18 protein-coding genes are annotated in these 20,355 nt (G+C 33.6%); 13 read left to right on the forward strand and 5 right to left on the reverse strand.

Annotated elements, in window-relative coordinates:
* The first annotated feature begins 521 nt into the window (after positions 1–521).
* From thrA to J0383_RS02525, 6 genes are all read left to right on the forward strand, one after another.
* A complete protein-coding gene (gene thrA, locus J0383_RS02500) occupies positions 522–2,969 on the forward strand; it encodes a bifunctional aspartate kinase/homoserine dehydrogenase I (protein ID WP_207296874.1) in 2,448 nt (815 codons plus the stop codon).
* 142 nt (positions 2,970–3,111) lie between these two features.
* On the forward strand, positions 3,112–4,035 hold the full coding sequence (locus J0383_RS02505) for a homoserine kinase (RefSeq protein WP_207296875.1): 924 nt from the start codon (positions 3,112–3,114) through the stop codon (positions 4,033–4,035).
* 386 nt (positions 4,036–4,421) lie between these two features.
* A complete protein-coding gene (thrC, locus tag J0383_RS02510; protein ID WP_207296876.1) occupies positions 4,422–5,711 on the forward strand; it encodes a threonine synthase in 1,290 nt (429 codons plus the stop codon).
* 199 nt (positions 5,712–5,910) lie between these two features.
* Positions 5,911–6,228: a hypothetical protein gene (locus tag J0383_RS02515; protein ID WP_207296877.1), complete on the forward strand. Its 318-nt coding sequence runs from the start codon at positions 5,911–5,913 to the stop codon at positions 6,226–6,228.
* A 186-nt stretch (positions 6,229–6,414) separates the two neighbouring features.
* On the forward strand, positions 6,415–7,794 hold the full coding sequence (locus J0383_RS02520; protein ID WP_207296878.1) for a V-type ATP synthase subunit I domain-containing protein: 1,380 nt from the start codon (positions 6,415–6,417) through the stop codon (positions 7,792–7,794).
* 167 nt (positions 7,795–7,961) lie between these two features.
* Positions 7,962–8,660 carry a hypothetical protein gene (locus J0383_RS02525; RefSeq protein WP_207296879.1) on the forward strand — a complete coding sequence of 233 codons (699 nt, stop codon included), beginning with the start codon at positions 7,962–7,964 and terminating at the stop codon, positions 8,658–8,660.
* 75 nt (positions 8,661–8,735) lie between these two features.
* Here the strand turns inward: J0383_RS02525 and J0383_RS02530 are convergent, their stop codons facing one another.
* Positions 8,736–9,119, reverse strand: coding sequence for a helix-turn-helix domain-containing protein (locus tag J0383_RS02530; RefSeq protein WP_207296880.1), 384 nt, complete (start codon positions 9,117–9,119; stop codon positions 8,736–8,738).
* Between the two features lie 215 nt (positions 9,120–9,334).
* Between J0383_RS02530 and J0383_RS02535 the strand changes: the two genes are divergently transcribed.
* The 4 genes from J0383_RS02535 to J0383_RS02550 all read left to right on the forward strand — a co-directional run bounded on the left by J0383_RS02535 (position 9,335) and on the right by J0383_RS02550 (position 11,792).
* Positions 9,335–9,811, forward strand: a complete 477-nt coding sequence (locus J0383_RS02535; RefSeq protein ID WP_207296881.1) for a hypothetical protein — start codon at positions 9,335–9,337, stop codon at positions 9,809–9,811.
* Between the two features lie 61 nt (positions 9,812–9,872).
* On the forward strand, positions 9,873–10,370 hold the full coding sequence (locus J0383_RS02540) for a hypothetical protein (RefSeq protein WP_207296882.1): 498 nt from the start codon (positions 9,873–9,875) through the stop codon (positions 10,368–10,370).
* A 109-nt stretch (positions 10,371–10,479) separates the two neighbouring features.
* Positions 10,480–11,064, forward strand: a complete 585-nt coding sequence (locus tag J0383_RS02545; RefSeq protein ID WP_207296883.1) for a hypothetical protein — start codon at positions 10,480–10,482, stop codon at positions 11,062–11,064.
* A 218-nt stretch (positions 11,065–11,282) separates the two neighbouring features.
* Complete coding sequence (locus J0383_RS02550; RefSeq protein ID WP_207296884.1) at positions 11,283–11,792, forward strand: GNAT family N-acetyltransferase; 510 nt, start codon at positions 11,283–11,285, stop codon at positions 11,790–11,792.
* Between the two features lie 238 nt (positions 11,793–12,030).
* Here J0383_RS02550 and J0383_RS02555 read toward each other — a convergent pair whose 3' ends face one another.
* Positions 12,031–12,603 (reverse strand): Crp/Fnr family transcriptional regulator, encoded by a 573-nt coding sequence (locus J0383_RS02555; RefSeq protein WP_207296885.1) that lies wholly within the window; start codon positions 12,601–12,603, stop codon positions 12,031–12,033.
* 236 nt (positions 12,604–12,839) lie between these two features.
* Here J0383_RS02555 and J0383_RS02560 point away from each other — a divergent pair, with 236 nt between their 5' ends.
* Positions 12,840–13,952, forward strand: coding sequence for a pectate lyase family protein (locus J0383_RS02560; RefSeq protein WP_207296886.1), 1,113 nt, complete (start codon positions 12,840–12,842; stop codon positions 13,950–13,952).
* A 246-nt stretch (positions 13,953–14,198) separates the two neighbouring features.
* On the opposite strand, the gene J0383_RS02565 is transcribed toward J0383_RS02560, so the two are convergent.
* The 3 genes from J0383_RS02565 to J0383_RS02575 form a co-directional block, all read right to left on the reverse strand.
* Positions 14,199–14,582, reverse strand: coding sequence for a DUF3037 domain-containing protein (locus tag J0383_RS02565; protein ID WP_207296887.1), 384 nt, complete (start codon positions 14,580–14,582; stop codon positions 14,199–14,201).
* Complete coding sequence (locus tag J0383_RS02570; protein ID WP_207296888.1) at positions 14,572–15,354, reverse strand: HipA family kinase; 783 nt, start codon at positions 15,352–15,354, stop codon at positions 14,572–14,574. The genes J0383_RS02565 and J0383_RS02570 overlap by 11 nt, the downstream gene beginning before the upstream one ends.
* A 372-nt stretch (positions 15,355–15,726) precedes the next feature.
* Positions 15,727–16,584, reverse strand: coding sequence for an NAD(P)H-hydrate dehydratase (locus J0383_RS02575; protein WP_207296889.1), 858 nt, complete (start codon positions 16,582–16,584; stop codon positions 15,727–15,729).
* Positions 16,585–16,915: 331 nt separating this feature from the next.
* On the opposite strand from J0383_RS02575, the gene gcvT reads away from it, so the two are divergent.
* Together gcvT and J0383_RS02585 are read left to right on the forward strand one after the other, a co-directional pair.
* Positions 16,916–17,998, forward strand: coding sequence for a glycine cleavage system aminomethyltransferase GcvT (gene gcvT, locus J0383_RS02580; RefSeq protein WP_207296890.1), 1,083 nt, complete (start codon positions 16,916–16,918; stop codon positions 17,996–17,998).
* 209 nt (positions 17,999–18,207) lie between these two features.
* Positions 18,208–20,238 carry a carboxy terminal-processing peptidase gene (locus J0383_RS02585; RefSeq protein WP_207296891.1) on the forward strand — a complete coding sequence of 677 codons (2,031 nt, stop codon included), beginning with the start codon at positions 18,208–18,210 and terminating at the stop codon, positions 20,236–20,238.
* The last annotated feature ends 117 nt before the right edge of the window (positions 20,239–20,355 follow it).

Raw genomic sequence — 20,355 nt, forward strand, 5'->3', positions numbered from 1 at the left:
AAAGCAACATTTTATCACAATAATTAAAATTTCTTCACATGTCATTCGTAAGGATTATGTATTTGTCAATCCTAAAAATGCAGATTTTTACAGTTTAAAAATCATTTTTCTCTTTAAAATCAAACCTTTGTCTCATAAAAACGATGCATTATATAATCTGAAATATATTAAAACAGCAACTTAACATATTTAATTTTAACAAAAACTCAATATTGAATAATTGAGATTTGAATTATTAAAATATTCGTAAAAAGGCTTTTTAAGTTTTTAACTTTTACAAAAAGCTGTACTTTTGAAAAATCAAAAATGAAAAGTAACAGCATAAAATATCAATCTACAACTATTACAACTCAAACAGGAGTTGCAATTGCTGCTACCACAATTTCTACTACAACAACTACTACCCCTTAGGGGTATACATTTTTACATATAATCCAGTTTGTCTATACTTTTTTCGCAAAAGAAGAAAGGTAATGGATACATGAAAACTATTGCATTCTAAGAAAATAAAAATATCAAAAATGAAAGTATTAAAATTTGGCGGAACTTCGGTAGCCAATGCTCAAAATATAAAACTCGTTCTCGAAATTGTAAAACAAAAAGCAGGAAATGATCCATTAGTTGTAGTAGTTTCAGCTTTAAGCAAAGTAACCGATTTATTGCAGTCAGCAGCAGCAAAAGCAGCAGCAAACGACGAAAGCTTTAGAGAAGTAGTTGCTGAAATCGAGAAAAAACACCTTGACACTTTAAAAGAATTAATTCCCGTAAGCGAGCAAAGCAGTCTTTTAAGCCATGTAAAAAGAATCATCAATCATTTAGAAACTTTATTAGACGGATGTTTCCTTCTGGGCGAGTTATCTCCAAGAACAGCCGATACTATTTTAAGTTTCGGAGAATTACTTTCTTCATTTATCATCGCTCAGGCATTTCAACAGACTGAAAAAGATGCTGTTTACAAAGACAGCCGCGAATTAATTAAAACTGATAATAATTTCGGAAAAGCGGCGGTAAACTTCGAAATTTCAAACCAATTAATAAAAGAATACTTTGCTGAAAATAAAGCAAAAATCAATATTCTGCCTGGATTTATCGCGCAGACTTTAGACGGAATTACTTCAACTTTAGGACGCGGCGGATCTGATTACACGGCAGCCATTATCGCCGGAGCAATTGATGCTGAACAACTAGAAATCTGGACTGACGTAAACGGAATGTTTACTGCAAATCCGAAAATTGTAAAACAAGCGCAGCCAATTGCGAATATCTCGTATCAAGAAGCAATGGAATTGTCGCACTTTGGAGCGAAAGTTTTATATCCGCCAACAATTCAGCCGGTCTTAAGAAAAAACATTCCCATTTTAATCAAAAATACTTTTGAGCCAGAAGCCGAAGGAACTTTAATTTCTGATGTTGTTTTATCAAAAGATACCGTTGTAAAAGGAATTAGCCATATCGATAATATTTCGCTTTTAACGCTTGAAGGCCCAGGAATGATTGGAGTTGCGGGTTCTTCCAGACGTTTGTTTGAAGTATTATCTCAGGAAAAAATCAATGTTATTTTTATTACTCAAGCTTCTTCAGAGCATTCAATCTGTATTGGAATTTTAAATTCGGATGCTGATAATGCCGAAGCAGCAATCAATAAAGCGTTTGAAATTGAAATTTCACAAAACAAAATCGATCCTTGTTATGTAGAAAAAGACCTTTGCATTATTGCTTTGGTGGGTGAAAATATGAAAAATCACCAAGGTTTAAGCGGAAGAATGTTCAGCACTTTAGGAAAAAACAACGTAAACATTCGTGCCATCGCGCAAGGTGCTTCTGAAAGAAACATTTCGACTGTAATTAACGAAAGAGACGTTAAAAAAGCGTTGAACACATTACACGAAAACTTCTTTGAAGAAAACACAAAACAGCTGAATTTATTTGTAATGGGTGTTGGAAATGTGGGCGAGAAATTCATCGAACAAATCCACAACCAGAAGAAATTCTTAAAAGACGTTTTAAAGATTAATGTTCGCGTTATTGCTTTATCAAATTCAAGAAAAATGGTATTTGATGAAGATGGAATTTCTTTAAAAGACTGGCAGTCAACTCTTGAAAAAGGAGAACATGCCGTTGCGACTGAATTTATTGCTCGTGCCAAAGAACTGAATTTAAGAAACAGCATTTTTGTTGATATTACAGCAAATGCAAGCGTTTCTGAAATGTATGAGAAATTCTTAAAAGAAAGTATTGCGGTTGTAACTTGTAATAAAATTGCGTGTTCATCTGCTTACGACAATTATAAAAAATTAAAAAGCTTATCACGTCAATACAATGCTCCTTTCTTGTTTGAAACGAATGTTGGTGCGGGATTACCAATTATCGATACTGTAAAAAATCTGATTGCATCCGGCGATAAAGTGCATAAAATACAAGCGGTTTTATCGGGAAGTTTGAACTTTATTTTCAACAATTTTGATGAGAATAATTCTTTCCACGATGTGGTAAAAGAAGCAGGAGTTCAAGGTTTCACAGAACCAGATCCGAAAATTGACTTAAGCGGAATCGACGTAGCGCGAAAAATCCTGATTTTGATTCGCGAAAGCGGTTACGAAATGGACATCGATGCCATTTCAAACGAATCGTTCCTGCCTGCTGAATGTTTAGCTACAGACAACAACGATGATTTCTTTGCGTCGTTAATCAAACATGCCTCGCATTTTGAGAACATCTACAAAGAAGCTTTAGCCAAAGATTCAAGATTGAAATACGTAGCGCAGTTCGAAAACGGAAAAGCAAGTGTAGGACTTCAGTTCATTCCGAAAGATCATCCTTTCTATAACTTAGAAGGAAAAGATAATATCGTGCTTTTCTACACAGATCGTTATGTAGATCAGCCATTATTGATCAAAGGAGCTGGTGCTGGAGCAGCTGTAACCGCTTCAGGAATTTTTGCGGATGTTATTAGAATTGGAAATATTTAGTGAGTTACAAAGGCACAGAGGTACAAAGGTTCAAAGGCTTATTCTTTGTCACTTTACTCTAACCTTTTAATCTTAAAATAAAAACTTTGAGAAGCAAAATCTCTGAACCTCTGAGCCTTTGCTTCTTTGAACCTTTAAAAGAATGGAAATAAAACTATTTTGCCCAGCAACTATCGCCAATCTCTCATGCGGATTTGACGTTTTGGGACTTTGCTTAGACAATGCGGGTGATGAAATGATTGTTCGAAAATCAGATCAAAAAGGAGTTCGAATTACTAAAATCGTCGGTGCTGATTTGCCTCTTGAAACCGAGAAAAACGTTTCGGGTGTGGCAGCTTTGGCGATGTTGGCGACTTTAGACGAATTGGATTTCGGATTCGAAATTGAAATTTATAAAAACATAAAAGCGGGAAGCGGAATCGGAAGCAGTGCGGCAAGTTCTGCCGGAGCGGTTTTCGGAATCAACGAACTATTAGGAAGACCTTATTCTCGTAAAGATTTGGTTCAGTTTGCGATGCAGGGCGAAAAATTAGCCAGCGGTAACGCACATGCAGATAACGTTGCTCCTGCCCTTCTTGGCGGATTTACTTTGGTAAGAAGTTATGCTCCGTTGGATATTATCAGAATTGATAGTCCAGAAGAATTGTACGCAACAGTGGTTCATCCGCAGATTGAATTAAAAACGTCTGACGCTCGTTCGGTTTTAAAACAAAACGTTTCCCTAAAAAGCGCGATCATGCAATGGGGAAATGTGGGCGGACTTGTAGCAGGTCTTTACACCAAAGATTACGAGTTGATTGGAAGATCGCTTCATGACGAAATTGTAGAACCTTTAAGAAGTGTTTTAATTCCAGGTTTTGACCAAATCAAACAAACGGCTTACGAAAACGGCGCTTTAGGTTCTGGAATTTCAGGTTCTGGTCCGTCGATTTTTGCTTTAAGCCGAGGAAAAGAAACCGCAGACCAAATCGCCAAAGCCATGAGCGAGGTTTACGAAAAAATGAATTTACCGTATGAAATTCACGTTTCGAAAATAAATCCAGACGGCGTGAGAATTCTTGAATAGAATTAAAAATTAAAAATTTAGAATTAAAAATTGTAAGCTACGTTTGTCAGGCTGAGCCCTTCGTTTCTCAGGATAAACTCCGTCGAAGCCCACGCACTGTTGTAGAGTTTCGAGTGCGATTTCTCCTTTCAGTCGAAATGACAAACTAAACGTTCATACTTTGCGCGGGCTTCGACTTCGCTCAGCCTGACAAAAATGACACACAATGAAAATATAAATTGAAATAAAAAACAGTACCACAAAGCTTTGCGTTCTCTGCTTTTTCAAAAGAAACCCATTCCTTGCGCTCTTTGCGGTTAAATAAACATAACTATCAGAATTTGGAATTTTAGCATTGGAATTTACTTCCCAAAAAATCTAAAATCTAAAATCAAAAATCTAAAATAATGAAATACTACAGTTTAAACCATAATGCCCCAAAAGTTTCTTTTCAGGAAGCTGTCATACAAGGATTGGCGAGTGACAAAGGATTATATTTCCCAGAAAGCATTACTCCGCTTGATCCTTCATTTTTTGATAAAATCGAAAGTTTAAGCCACGAAGAAATTGCGTATGAAGCGATTAAACAATTCGTAGGCGACGAAATACCTGCAGAAAAACTAAAAGAAATCATCGCTGAAACTTTAGTTTTTGATTTCCCTGTCGTGAAAGTAGAAAACGGAATCTATTCGTTAGAATTATTCCACGGACCAACAATGGCGTTTAAAGACGTTGGAGCGCGATTTATGTCACGTTGTTTGGGTTATTTTAATAAAGACAAAAAAGATTCTAAAAACACCGTCTTAGTAGCGACTTCTGGAGATACAGGAGGCGCAGTTGCAAGTGGATTTCTTGGGGTTGATGGCGTTGATGTTGTCATTTTATATCCGTCAGGAAAAGTGAGCGATATTCAGGAAAAACAATTGACGACTTTAGGACAAAACATTAAAGCGCTTGAAGTTGACGGTGTTTTTGATGATTGTCAGGATATGGTGAAAAAAGCGTTTTTAGACGAAACTTTAGCGCACAAAAACCTGACTTCGGCGAATTCTATCAATATTGCACGTTGGCTGCCACAGATGTTTTATTTCTTCTTTGCTTACAAAGCGTTGAAGAGCCAAAACAAACCATTGGTTTTCTCTTGTCCAAGCGGAAACTTTGGGAATATCTGCGCCGGAATTATGGCAAAAAAATTAGGTTTGCCAATTGTGCATTTTGTGGCTTCGACAAACGTAAACGACACCGTACCAAGATTCTTAGAAAACGGAAAATACGATCCAAAACCTTCTAAAGCAACCATTTCTAACGCAATGGACGTTGGAAACCCAAGTAACTTTATTAGAATTCAGGAATTATACAATAATGATTTAAAGGCATTTGAAAAAGATTTCTCTTCGTACAGCTACACCGACGAAGAAACGCTAAAAGCCATGAAACAAATTTACAACACCGACGGTTACATCGCTGAACCTCACGGCGCTGTGGGTTATTTAGGTTTGAAAAAAGAGCTTGAAAAATACCCGAACGCCATTGGTATTTTCTTAGAAACCGCTCACCCAATTAAATTCTTAGATGTGGTTGAACCGGCGCTAGGAATTACAATTCCAATTCCACCACAAATTGAAAGTGTTATTAATGAGGAGAAAGTTAGTGTGAAGATTGGGACTTATGAGGAGTTGAAGGGTTTCTTGGGGTAAAATCTTTTCCAATCATCATATAAAAAACGACTGAAAATAATTTCAGTCGTTTTTTTTTTGTTCATTATGGAAATCCGTAAAACACTATAAAAAATAAAAATCAACTTTACCTCATTAATAGTGGAGTTCAGAAACCACATAAATAAACGAGGAGCTACTGAAAATCCTAAGAGTAAGACAAACAAATAATTTGATTTTTATGGAAGCAACAAAAAACACAGGTAAAACAAAAACAATTATTTCAATTCTAGTTTTTATTGGAATTATATGGTACTTTTTGGGAGGAGGATTAGATTCTCAAGTCGCCACTAATATGCAAACAATAGAAAATCAGGTTGCTTTAGATGCAGAAAAGCAATATGAAATTGCAAAAAATGGTGGTGATAAAATACAAACTTATGTACAAGCTGGTATGGTCGCGGCAGCATATTTACAAGCAAAAGATGAAGTTAATTATAACAAATGGAAAGCTATAGAAAAAGAAGAAGCAAAAAATGCAGGGATGACAATTGAGTAATATTGTTTTTTTTTGAGCCAATAATAGTTCTGAATATTTTTTTAGATCTGCTTAAAAAATAAAACAATGTTCTATACTGAGATTAGAAATACTTCATATATATTTGAAATGCATGAGAATAAAAAACTGAACTTATCTAAAAGTAATATACAATTCCAAAAAAATATAACTAATAAATAACTCTTTATGAAAGAAATTGTTGCAGTAGGTTATCAATTGCCTACGAATGAAGATGATTATATTTCCATCGATAGTCAAACATCATTATCAGACGCAGATTTAGTAATTTTTTGCCCAGATTTCAAAAATGCATTTAGATATTCTAATGACAGTAATTACAGAGGTAAAAGATCATATAATCTGAACACATCTGCACGAGTTATTGAAGCTATGAAACATTGGAAAAAAGAATTAGATTCTTATTTAAAAAGTGGAAGGAATTTATTTGTCTTACTATGTAATAAAGATGAATTTTATATTGATACTGGAAAAAGAGAAACTAGTGGGACAGGACGAAACCAAAAAGTTACAAATATAGTAGAACTGATAGACAATTATAAATCTCTGCCATTTGACCTACAAGTTCATAATGCAAGTGGCAAGAAAATTTTATGTCAAAATGATTTAATAAAACCCTTTTTCAAGACTTTTGAAAAGGAATTAACTTTTGAAGCTTACATTGAATCAAATGAATTGTACACAGAATTACTAAAAACAAAAACGTTAGATAAAGTTTTATCGATTGCATTTAGAAAACAAGAAGGTAACGTTATAATTTTACCATATTTAGACAGTGATAGAGATGAATTTTATGACAAAAACGCTGATTGGACTTCAGATGCAATAATTTTTGGAAAAAAATTATTAAATGGAATAATTGAAATTGACAAACAAATTTCTTCAACTGTAGAAAAAACAACAAAACCTGATTGGTTGGATAACTCAATATACAATTTAAAAGAATCTGAAAAAACACTAAAACTATTAGAGAAAGTAAAATTTTCTATAAAAGAACTTGAGCAAGAAACCGATAGATTAGAAACTGTTCTTCAAAATGAAGAATCTCTTAAAGACCTTTTATTTGAAACAGGAAAACCTTTAGAAGTTGCAGTAATTAAAGCATTAGAAATATTAGGATATAAGGCTGAAAATTATGATGATGGAGTGTTAGAACTTGATCAAATAATTACATCTCCTGAGAACTTTAGATACATTGGAGAATGTGAAGGAAAAGATAATAAAGCTATTGATATTAGTAAATTCAGACAACTTCAAGATTCTTTAAATGAAGATTTTGAAAGAATCGAAATTGATGAAAAAGCATTCGGATTACTATTCGGTAATCCACAAAGATTACTTCCAACAGAAAGCAGAAATGAGTTTTTTACTCAGAAATGTATAAAAGGAGCCGAAAGAGAAAAAATTGGTTTAATTAAAACAATAGACCTTTTCTTTATTTGCCAATACCTTAAAGCTAATGATAATGATGATTTTAAAACACAATGTAGAAAATCAATTCACGATGGATTGGGTTCTATAATTAATTTTCCAGAAATTCCAAAATGACAACTGCATTTGAGATAGCGTAATCCCCCGCTAGCGCAAGCGACCCGCTCGTGAACACAAAGTAATTCAAAAACCAACTGGAATGGGCACGAGCGAGACGCTCGCGCTAGCAAAGGGAATATTCCAATCTTCAAAAACACGTTTTTTTAATATTTTATAAATAAAAAATGCTACAACACTTATTAGAAATTATAATTATATGCCTACTATTATACGTTGGTTATCTGGGTAAATTTTATCTTCCAAGCTATTTTAAAAGAAAAGCTGAAAATTTAGCTCAAAGTCAAGATATAGAACAATTAACTAGATTAGTAAAAGAAGTAGAATTCAAATTTGAAGAAAGAACACAAAATCTAAAAGCGAAATTAGACTTAACTAATCAATTACAATTAGGCTTACATAATGAAGAAAGAACTTCGCTGATTTCATTACACAATAAAATTTTAGAATACTACAACTTTCTAGCCGATGTTACATTTGGAGGAATTGATTTCAAAGATTATATAGCAATTAATAATCGCATGGCTCAAAGATCTACATTGCATGACTCTTTATTTGTTTTAAAAAACAACTGCATGCTTTTTATTGAAAATGAAAATGAGATTGAAGAAATTGTTATGAATATAGGTACGGATTTTCTTGAATTTACAAAAATTTTTATCAACTATTGCGGCGAACTAAACAAACACAGTTTAACATATAAAAGTAATTTATCAGTAAGTGAAATAGACATATATTATAATACTCTAGAAGAATTAAATTCAACCTATGCAAAAAATGTGAGTGAATTTATTACGATTGTTGCTCCAAAAATCAATCATGTAACAAAATCAATAAAGTTATACTTAAACAAGAGAATTAAGTAATTCTTTGTCTCGTTCGTAAACATAAAAAAGAGATCTATGAGATCTCTTTTTCTAATTATATATCTTCAAAAACGTTTATTTCCCATTCAACAACTTCTCCAAATACTCTATTTTATCTTTTTCAGCTTGCACCAAACGTTCGTAAAGTTCAACTACTTTATCTAAAGGATTAAAAATACAATTGCAATTGTAAACTGCACTTTGATCTTGAAAAGTATTTCCAATAATATTAAAAACTGCTTCTTCCGAAAAGTTTTTAATCGCTTCAACAGAAACTCCAAGAGCTTTTGCGATCTCAATTAGTTTTTGTTCGTCTACCGTTTCGCTGTTTTCAATAGCCGAAATCGTCTGCTGGCTTGTTCCTAAAGCATACGCAAGAGCATCTTGCTTCATATCTTTAAGCTCTCTAATACGGCTTATATTTCTGCCGATATGTCTTGGTTTTATTGCTGTACTCATAATTCAAAGATATTTAAAATTCTTAAACGAAAATCAATTTCGGTAAAAAACAAAGCTGTTTTTGTAAGATACGCTTTTCATTTCCTGTATAAACAATTGTTTATCAAACTTACAATTTAAATATATTTAAAAATTGTTTCGTTTGTAGTTTTAGTTTTCTTTTCAAGTTTTGAATAAGTTTATTATGTTTGATTTTAAAAACAACGAAATTCAAAATGGGTACAAACATTGTTCTGATCTTTTTAGTATTACTTATTATTTCTCTTCTCTGTTACCCGAAAATTCAATCCTGGGTTGATTATTATAAAGAACAAAGAGCAATAGAGTTTAAAAAAAGAACTGGTCTTGATTTGTGGTCTCTTTATAGATTATCAGCACCTACACCATTTTTCTGGGGTTTAGAAAAATTCATCTTTAACACAACTATTTTTTACTTCGATGAAAATAATTTATACCTAATAAAATCAAATGAACCAGTAATTAAATATCCTCTTTCATCAATTATAGAAGCCAGAAGAACAATGGTTACGATTAACAAAAGAAGAGTTTGGAAAATAATTATTAATAATTCTGGTCAGAAAATAATTTATAAGTTAAGGACTTATAGCAATTTTAGTCTTTTCTTAGAGAAAGTAAGTGAAAACCCAAATGCAATTGTAGACGATAGGTATATTTGGGGAATATTTGAGTAATCTTATAAGCAGATTTTTTGCTGGAATAACCTTTTTGCAGACATTTTAAAATTAAAAAAAAATGAAAATACTTCTAAATATATTTCTGTTTGCTTTCATTTTAAATACAAAATTCATTTTGGCTCAAACTGACAATTGTGATATAGAAAAAATTACAAAAGCCGACAAACAACTTTTAAATGAGTTTTGGGTAGACTTTAAAACTGCAATAAATGGAAATGATAAAGAAGCTCTTTCATCTCTTATAAAATTTCCAATAATTTGTGATTATTGTAAGCCTTCATCCGCAAAACAACCCTATATAAAACTTTCCGAAAAGCAATTTAAAGAAAAGTATTTTGAATTATTTCTAGATCCCAAACTGATAAAGAGAATTAATGATACCGAAAGTTTATTTTCAATTTTGGTGGTAAATAAAGATGAATCCGGAAAATGCGGTTTAGATTTCGGTTATTCATCTATTGAACCTTCAGAAACATCAGAAGGAAAACAACATTTCTTTTCTCTAAAAAAAGTAAAAGATAAATATCTAATAACTTCAGCGTGGACAATTCCTTAAAGATTTTTTCCCTTCGTTATCTATCAATCTTACTTTAATCTATATAAAGCTTCACTAAAAATCAGGAAGTTTTTGTAGATTCGTTTTCATCTAATCCAAAAACTAAACCATGAAAAAACTATTATTATTTTCATTCTTTCTTTTAATCTCTTGTCAAAAAAGCGAAAGCAATGACGGAAACAAAGAAGAACCAACAGCATTCGAAGAAAAAAGTATTGATTTAGGAAGACTTAAAAGCCGTAATGATTTAATGGAAGATTTATTTCAGGAACTTGTAGAAAAATCTCCTGAACTGAAAAATCTAGAAAATGACTTAAAAGATTTGAAAACAAGCGATACAACAAATATTTTTGATAATTACAATGAAAAATCTGAAGATTATTATGCATCGGCAAAAAGACATATTAACATGATACGAGATAGTGTAATGAAGCAGAAGATTTTAAATCTAATTAGAAAAAGTGACGAAAAATATAGCATTCAAAAATCTGATTTACAGAACCTAGTTAAGACTATAGATCAAAAAAAAATGGAGATCAAAGATTATCATAACGCTTTAAAAATTGTTTTAACGATTCCACTTATTGAAGAATATCAAAAGCAACACCTACCAAATAAGACTCCATTTGAAAAATTAATCGAAAAAGAAAATCAATTAATTAAAAAAGTCAAACAAAATACTCCAGAATATTAATTGAGAGCTAAAAATCTAGATAAACAAAAAATTCAATTGCCTCCAGTTTTAGCTGGAGGTTTTTATTTTGCAGTAGAAAGTCGGCTTTAGCCAAAAAACTTAAAAGATTAGGCTAAAGCCATTTTCTACTATAACTTTGTCTCCCACAGCTAAAGCTGTGGGCAATTCAAATGTTCTTGGCTAAAGCAAGAAACAATTCAAAATATTTTATAAATAACATGATTACAAAAGCATTACTAGAAGATATTCCCGCATTAACAACCTTAATAAATTCAGCATACAGAGGCGAATCGTCTAAAAAAGGCTGGACAACCGAAGCGCATTTACTAGAAGGAAAAAGAACCGACGAACAGGAAATGACAGAAATCTTTCTAGATTCAAAAAATACAATCCTGAAGTTTACTGAAAATGATACCATTATCGGTTCGGTTTTATTGGTAGAAAAAGGACATCAATTGTATTTGGGAATGCTTACGGTTTCGCCAGAACTTCAAAACAGCGGCATCGGAAAAAAACTTTTGGCAGCAGCCGAAAATCATGCTAAGTCTTTAGAATTATCGAGTATTATTATGACGGTTATTTCGGTTCGTGAAGAATTGGTGGCTTGGTACAAACGTCACGGTTATGTTGATACAGGCAAACGCGAAGCTTTTCCTGAAAGTGAAATTCATACTATGGTTTCTGAAGTTCCTTTGGAGTTTGTTTATTTGGAGAAAAGCATTGCGTAAAGTTTAACCGCAAAGAACGCAATGGTTTACGCCAGGTTCGCTAAGATTTTTTTAATCTCGCAAAGTCGCGAAGACGCAAAGTTTAACTGAAAAACTGCCATATAAGTAATATAAGAATTTTAAGTTTTCTGCTTACTTGAACTTATATTACTTATATGGTTCAAAAAACTTTGCGACTTGCTAGATTCTTTTTAACCTTTGCACCTTTGCCCCTCTGTCACTTTGCCCTTTTTTAAAACTAAGAAACCGTTCTCTTAATCTTAGAAAGAAACTCGTGCGAAACGCCCAAATACGATGAGAGATTCTTGTTGTTTATCGAACTTATCTTTTGCGGATAGCGTTCTTTAAAATCAAGATAACGTTGTTTTGAGGTTTTATTGAGAACATCCAAAAGCCGCTGTTGAATCGCAACATTGGCACGTTCGATCATGAGAACATGAAACTTAATCAGTTTCGGAATCATGGCAAACAAATACGTTTTTTGCTTTTTATTGATCACGACTATTTCACTGTCTTCAATGGCTTTAATGTTGTATGTGGTTGGTTTTTGGTGATAAAAACTTTCCAGATCACACATCCATTCGTTTTCGAATGAAAAGAAAATAACGGTTTCGGTTCCGTTTTCATTTAAAATGTAAGTTTTAAAAGAGCCCTTCAAAATAAATCCCTCATAACTATTATTAGAATCCTGAATCTGAAGAAACTGATTCTTTTTGAGTTTAATGAGTTCTGCCTTTGAAACAATAATGTCCCATTCTTCATCCGTGAGCGGAATTTTTCGCTCAATGTTTTGTCTAAGTAGGTTGTACATGTTGTGGTTTTTGTGAGGAATAAATTTGTTTTTCAACTCATTATTAATTAGGGGCTTAAATAATGTAATCGATTACGTAAAAGTAAACATAAAATGCATTTTTGTAAATTTACAACTGTTAAAAAAACACATTTCGTAGATTTTTTTACAAAAGTTTGAACTTGTTCAATTTTTTTCGTGCAAATTATAATCAGATTTGTACCGTTAAATTTTTTATAAACCACCAAACTTAAACTATGAAATTAAATGTAACAATCTCAATGTTTGCTTTAACATTGGCACTTGGTTTTACGGCATGTAATACTGAGGAAATCGGATCAGCGCAAGATTCACAAAGCGCAGCAATTGAAACAACAACTCCAACAAACAGCAATCTGACAGCTAAAATTGGAAACTGCGCTGAAGTTCCGGGTTGGGCTTCACAAAACGGAGGTACGACCGGAGGAGGTTCTTCGGCTGAAACAACAGTTACTACTTATGCGCAGCTGAAATCAGCGATCGAAAACACAGCTGTAAAAGTGATTAAGGTTTCGGGAACAATTACCATTACCACAAGATTGTCTTTCCAAGATCAAACTGGAAAAACAATTTATGGCGCTAATGGTGCAAAATTGGTTTCTACTAACCAGACTAAAGACGGTTCTGGAATCATTAACATCAAAAGATGTAAAAATATCATTATTCGAAACTTAATTTTTGAAGGTCCAGGCGCTTATGACACTGACGGATGGGACAATGCCATTCTGGATGAATGTACAAACGTTTGGGTTGATCACTGCGAATTTAGAGATGGTGTTGACGGAAATTTCGACATCAAGAATAAATCAGATTATATTTCGGTTACGTATTCTAAATTCCACTATTTAAAACCACCAAAAGCGGGAGGTTCTGGAGGATCAGACGATCACAGATATTCTAACTTAATAGGCTCAAGTGACGGCGCTACTGGCGACCGTGGTAAATTAAGAATCACTTTTGCAAGATGCTGGTGGGCTCCAGGTTGTAAAGAAAGAATGCCTAGAGTTCGTTTTGGACAAGTTCACATTGTAAATAGCTTTTTCAATAGTACTGTAAGCAACAAATGTGTTGCCGCAGGTTTTGAAGCGAATATTCGTGTAGAAAGCAACGTTTTTGAAGGTGTGAAAAACCCAATCGATTTAATGAGTGGTTATACTGCCGTTACCGTTACTGATAATGTATTTACAAGTGTAACAGGCACTCAGGCTGGAAGCGGCACAGCATTCACGCCGCCCTATTCTATCGTAAAATTAAATAAAACGGCTGTTAAAGCTGATATTTCCGCAAATGCAGGAGCTACTTTAGGCGGTAATACCTGTGGTTCTTTTTAATAGAATTACAATAAAAAAGTAAGTTAGTTTTTAGTTAGAACCACGGATTGCAGTTTTGTAATTCGTGGTTTTTTAGTTTTTGTTTTGTTTAGTTTGTTTCAGGTTTCAAGTTTCAGGTTTAATCGCCTAGTTTGTCATTCCGACGAAGGAGGAATGAAAATATTATTAAAAAAGAAAAAGACGCACAGCAGTGCGTCTCTACAGAAAACCTTTGTCGCTTTGTAACTCTGTACCTTTGTACCTTTTTTAAAGAACCAATTCTTCGAATAATCTCTGAATTGTTTTCTCTAAATCCTCACACAATCCTGGATGAGGTCTTGACGTTTGAATTGCTGAACTTCTAATGGCTGTTAGCCATCTGAATCTTTCTGGGATTTCAAATTCAGCAATTGGTCCGCCGTCTTTGGCTCCTTTTGCAATTTTTTCTAAAGAAGTCAAATTACATTCTAACTGTTCGATGTCGAAATCGGCAGAAAGGGCTTGTATTTTTTCTTTATTTACGTGAAAAAGAACCTTTATAAATTTGGCTTTTTTGCAAAACAAAATGATTCCAATATTCAGGAATTCTTCGCGCTCTACCCTTGGTACAACACGAATCACAGCATACTCGTATAAGTGATTATCTTGCATTTTGCGCCTGATTTACAAATATTTCTGAATTGGCTAATCTTGTCTTTAAAAACTGCAGATACACGTTTCGCAATCCTTCTGGAGTTTCGTCTGCATCTTCCCACTGCAGCCAGTCCAGCGGAATAGTGTTTACAATTTCTTCTAAAATTTCCGGCGTTAAAATCGCTTTAAACTCAGCATCGACTTCTTTTAAAAGTGAAGCTTGAGGTAATAAAACGTGATCTTTTATCAACGCAAACGGACTTTTAGCATGTTGTTCCCAGTTGCTCCAAGAATGATGGAAATACAAGCATGCACCATGATCAATCAACCATAATTCTTTGTGCCAAATCAGCATATTGGTGTTTCTGAAAGTTCGGTCAACATTGGTGATATAAGCATCCAGCCAAACAATCTGTGAAGCTAATTTTGTATCGACAGTTGTAACCGCAGGATCAAAAGTTATGGCACCAGATAAAAAGTGAAGCGCCAAGTTTAATCCCTGACTTCCTTGCAATAAATCTTGGATTTCTTCGTCGGCTTCAGTTCTTCCGAAAGCTTCGTCGAGATTGGCAAATACTAATTCTGGTAGTTGTAGTTTTAAGGCTTTTGCGATTTGTCCGCCAACTAATTCGGCTATTAAGGCTTTTACGCCATGTCCGGCACCTCTAAATTTTAAAACGTATTTAAAATCGTCGTCGGCTTCTGCTAAAGCTGGCAAGGAACCGCCTTCGCGTAATGGAGTTATATAACGGGTAACGTTTACCGTTCTGAGATCGAAGTTGTTTTTCATATTACAAACTTACGAATTTTTCTAAACCGCAAAGTGCGCTAAGGTTTACGCTGAGGACGCAATTTTTAAACCATATAAGTTATATAAGATAATTTAAGCTGGAGTAAATAAAATCTCGCAAAGTCGCTAAGATGCAAAGTTTTATTTCACGCGGATTTAAATTGATTTAAGCAGATATTGCCGATTCGCTATTCTTATATATATTTGCTCTTGCAGGTTTTACAAATTCTACAGATACTTACTCAAATTAATCTGCTCAATCTGCCAAATCTGCGGGAAACAAAAAAACATTTCACTATCCTTTGAGGAGCTACTTGCGATCCTTCGACTTCGCTCAGGAGGACAAACGTTCCGTTTCAAATTATCTAATTATCAAATTGGCACATTTCCTAATTCAAGAAAAGCTTTTCCAAGATATTTAATAATCGTTGAAGCGGTAAAAGATTCGTAACCAGTTTTGGGTAAAGCTAAATCGGCAGTTAAACCGTGGAGATAAACTCCCATTTTTGATGCGTATTTGGGTTCATAACCTTGCGCTAAAAGACTAGTGAGGATTCCAGTTAAAACATCGCCGCTTCCTGCGGTTGCGAGTGCAGCGTTTCCGCTTGTGTTTTCGTAAACTGAAGTTTTATTTATAATGAATGTTGGAGCGCCTTTCATGACTACTATGACTTTGTACTTTTCTGAAAAAGCGATTGTTTTTTGGAATTTCTCTGATTCTGAATTCCACTTTCCAATCAAGCGTTCTAATTCTTTTGGATGAGGTGTTAGAATCGTGTCTTCGGGAACTAATTCCAGCCAAGATATATTTTCTGAAATGATATTTAAGGCATCGGCATCTAAAACTAGAGGCGCTTTGTTTATTCGTAAAAATTCAAATAAGGCTTTTTGTGTGCCTAACTCCTTTCCTATTCCTGGTCCGATTCCGATGGCTTGCGGAATTAGCGGCAGATTAATATTAGTAATGAAATTGGTATTTTCGTCGGTTACGGTCATTACTTCTGGAATGGAAGTTTGAAGGATTTGATAACCGCATTTAGGTATAAAAGTCGTTACGAGTCCGCAGCCTGATTTTAGGCAGGATTTTGAAGCTAAAACGCCTGCTCCTATTTTACCATAACTTCCGGCAATAATCACCGCGTGACCTTGTGTTCCTTTATGTGCTTTGCAATCTATTGGTTTGTATAGCTTTAGAATTTCTTCTTTATTTATTAGATACGGTGATTTCATTTTTGCTGGCGTTTTATTTTAAACACATAGAATCATAGCTTTTCTTTGCGCTTAAAGGCATTTCACTTGTTTAAATGCAAATTAGCTGAATTTAAAAAAGGACTAGATTTTATATTAAAATTACATAAAAAATTGAAATCCTTAATCTTCTTTTGAAAACGTCGTTCCTAGCCCTGATAGAAGCGGTATCCTTTTACTTTTTTCTTTAAAAAGTAAAAGATATAGCGGATAGCAGGAAATAGCTCCTAATTATTGCGAAATTTATAATTTAGGCTATTTAAATTCGATATTTTTTGAATAGATTTGCATAACAATTTTATAAAACAACACAATGAAAAATACTGCGCTTACGCACATACATGAGGGTTTGGGAGCGAAAATGCTGCCTTTTGCAGGTTACAACATGCCTATTACATACGAAGGAGTTAATGCTGAACACGAAACTGTTCGTAATGGTGTGGGCGTTTTTGACGTTTCGCATATGGGTGAATTTTTGTTAACAGGTCCAAATGCTTTGGCTTTGATTCAGAAAGTGACTTCAAATGATGCTTCGACTTTGACAATTGGAAGAGCGCAATATTCTTGTCTTCCGAATAATGAAGGCGGAATTGTTGACGATTTGATTATTTATAAAATGAAAGAAGAGCAGTATTTACTGGTTGTAAATGCTTCTAATATTGAAAAAGACTGGAACTGGATTTCTTCGCACAATGATTTGGGCGTTGAAATGCGAAATCTGTCTGATGATTATTCTCTTTTAGCCATTCAAGGCCCAAAAGCAGTTGAAGCAATGCAGTCTTTAACTTCGGTTGATTTGTCTGCCATTACTTATTACCATTTTGAAGTGGGTGATTTTGCTGGAATCGAACATGTAATTATTTCTGCTACAGGATATACAGGTTCTGGCGGTTTTGAAATTTACTGTAAAAATAATGAGGTAGAACAAATTTGGAACAAGGTTTTTGAAGCTGGAGCTTCTTTCGGAATCAAACCAATTGGTCTTGCCGCTCGTGATACTTTACGTCTTGAAATGGGATTCTGTCTTTACGGCAATGACATTAACGATACTACTTCTCCACTTGAAGCTGGTTTAGGATGGATTACGAAATTCACAAAAGATTTCACTAATTCTGAAGCGCTTAAAAAACAAAAAGAAGCTGGTGTTACTAGAAAATTAGTTGCTTTTGAAATGCAGGAACGTGCTGTGCCAAGACATGATTATGAAATTGTGGATGGTGAAGGAAACGTGATTGGAATTGTAACTTCGGGAACAATGTCACCTTCTATGAATAAAGGAATTGGTTTGGGATATGTTACAACAGCTAACAGCGCCGTAGATAGCGATATTTTCATTAGAATTAGAAAAAATGACGTTCCTGCTAAAGTGGTTAAATTGCCTTTTTATAAGAAATAAATTTTACTGATATAAAACATAACAGCCTTACAGAGAATTTTGTAAGGCTTTTTTATTTGTAAAATTCATCAAATTTCCGATTATGTACGGATTTTACCGATGAAATACCGTATGAATCTAGTTTTGAGGATGTAAGATTTTTTACGAATAATATAAACCGAAATAAAAAAAATACCGTAATTTTAATATAAATCTTGATTCTGCGATTTATGAAAAAAATTGGGTTGCTTTTTTTATTGACTACCACTTTTCTATTTAGCCAAAATAGCGCCCAGACATGCGATATTCTCAACAAAATAAATGCTGTTATACAAACGGAACATCTACGTCCAAAACCTGTCGATGACAGCTTATCTGTTTATGTTTTTGATAATTTGATCAATGAGTTAGATCCTTCTAGGAATATCTTTTATAAAACTGAATATGATGAAATGGCAGCCAAATACCGCTTGAATTTAGATGATCTTATTCTCGAAAATGATTGCAGTTTTTTAAACGATATAACTTCAAAATATATTGCCGGTTTAAAAAGAACAAAAGAGGTTTTGGAAAAAATGCAAAATGTTCCCTTTGATTATTCTAAAAAAGATACCATACGCTTTTACAAAAAAACATTTCCCTTTTACTTAAAAAAAGAAGATGTAGAGAAAGTTTGGCAGAAAAAAATACGCTACCAAATCTTGGACGATATAGCTGAAAGCAGTGATAATCTGGATTCTATCAAAGCTAATTTTAAAACGATTGAAGAGAAATCACGAAAATTAATTTTATCAAATGAAATCTGCCGAATCAGCACGCTTTTAGAAACAAAAACCAAACAGGACGAAAATCTGTATAATTTTTTCTGTACGTATTTTGATCCGCATACAGCCTATTTCAGCGACGATTCTAAATCAAGTTTTGTGGCTTCATTATCTAAAGAGCATTTGTCTTTGGGTATGACGGTTAATTTAAATGAGAAAAATGAAATTATTGTTCATGAAATTGATCCAAATGGCCCAGCATACCAAACGGGGCAGATAAAAAAAGGCGATCAGATTATTTCGGTTTCCAATAATAAGGAAACACTTCAGGTTTCTTGCTCTTCTTTGGAATCTATTTCGACAATGATTTTATCAGAAGCCAATAAAAGTCTTACGCTCACGCTGAAAAGAAACTCTGGAAAAAACTTTGATGTTTACATTGAAAAGCAGGTTATGAAGGATGAAGAAAATTCGGTTTTCAGCTTTATAATTGGTAAAGAAAGTAAAATTGGATACATCAAAATACCTAGTTTTTATGCCGATTTAGACGGAAACAGCCGTAAAGGCTGCGCCGATGATGTAGCTCGTGAAGTCATTAAATTAGAACGCGATAACATTAAAGGTCTTGTAATTGATTTAATTGACAACGGTGGCGGTTCGATGGAAGAAGCGATTAAACTAGCAGGAATGTTTGTTGATTATGGTCCAATTTCGATTGTAATAGATCATACACAGGAGAAAACGGTAATAAACGATCCTTTTAAAGGTGTTATTTATAGAGGTCCAATTGTGATTCTGGTAAATAGCAATACGGCTTCTGCCAGTGAATTTTTTTCTTCAATTATGCAGGATTATAACCGCGCACTTTTATTAGGAAGCAATACACTTGGAAAAGCAACCATGCAGACCATTCTTTCGCTTGACGAAACTAAAAACACTGATTTTCTTAAAATTACAATTAATAAGTTTTATCGAGTTACCGGAAAAAGTCATCAATATATTGGTGTAACTCCAGACGTAGTTCTTCCTGAATTTTACGAAGATGTTTACCAAAAAGAAAGTGACTTTCCTACTGCAATAAAAAATGACAGCATAGCACCATTTTTGAAATACAAACCTTATGTAAAAAGAAGTTTAATCGATAAAATAGCGCAGAAAAGCAGCGCAAGACTTGCTGGCAATTATTACTTTAATGACATCAAAAAGATCAACCAGAAAATCGATCAATTGATAAATACTCCAAAGGCAGAATTACCTATGAATCTCGATGCTGTTTTCCAGCAAAAGAAAATGGTAGATTCTCTTTGGAAAGAAATCAATACTTTCAATGATGAAAATAATCCACTGGATGTTTATAATTCTACCGTGAATCAATTTTTATTAGGCGCCTATCCTAATGAGAAAACTATCAATCAATATCAAATGGATCAGCTAAAAATTAATCCTTATTTAAACGAAGCTGTAAATATAATTGTCGATTTTAATTCATCGAAATAGTTATTGATTTCCAAGTTTTAAGTTTCGGATTATCTTTTAATTGAAACAGTCTTCTTTATAAAACTTAAAACGATCAAAAAACTTTTGAAAACCTTTAAAAAGTTAAATTTTGATTTT

This window comes from Flavobacterium endoglycinae, from assembly GCF_017352115.1.
In the GTDB taxonomy this organism is placed as follows: Bacteria; Bacteroidota; Bacteroidia; order Flavobacteriales; family Flavobacteriaceae; genus Flavobacterium; species Flavobacterium endoglycinae.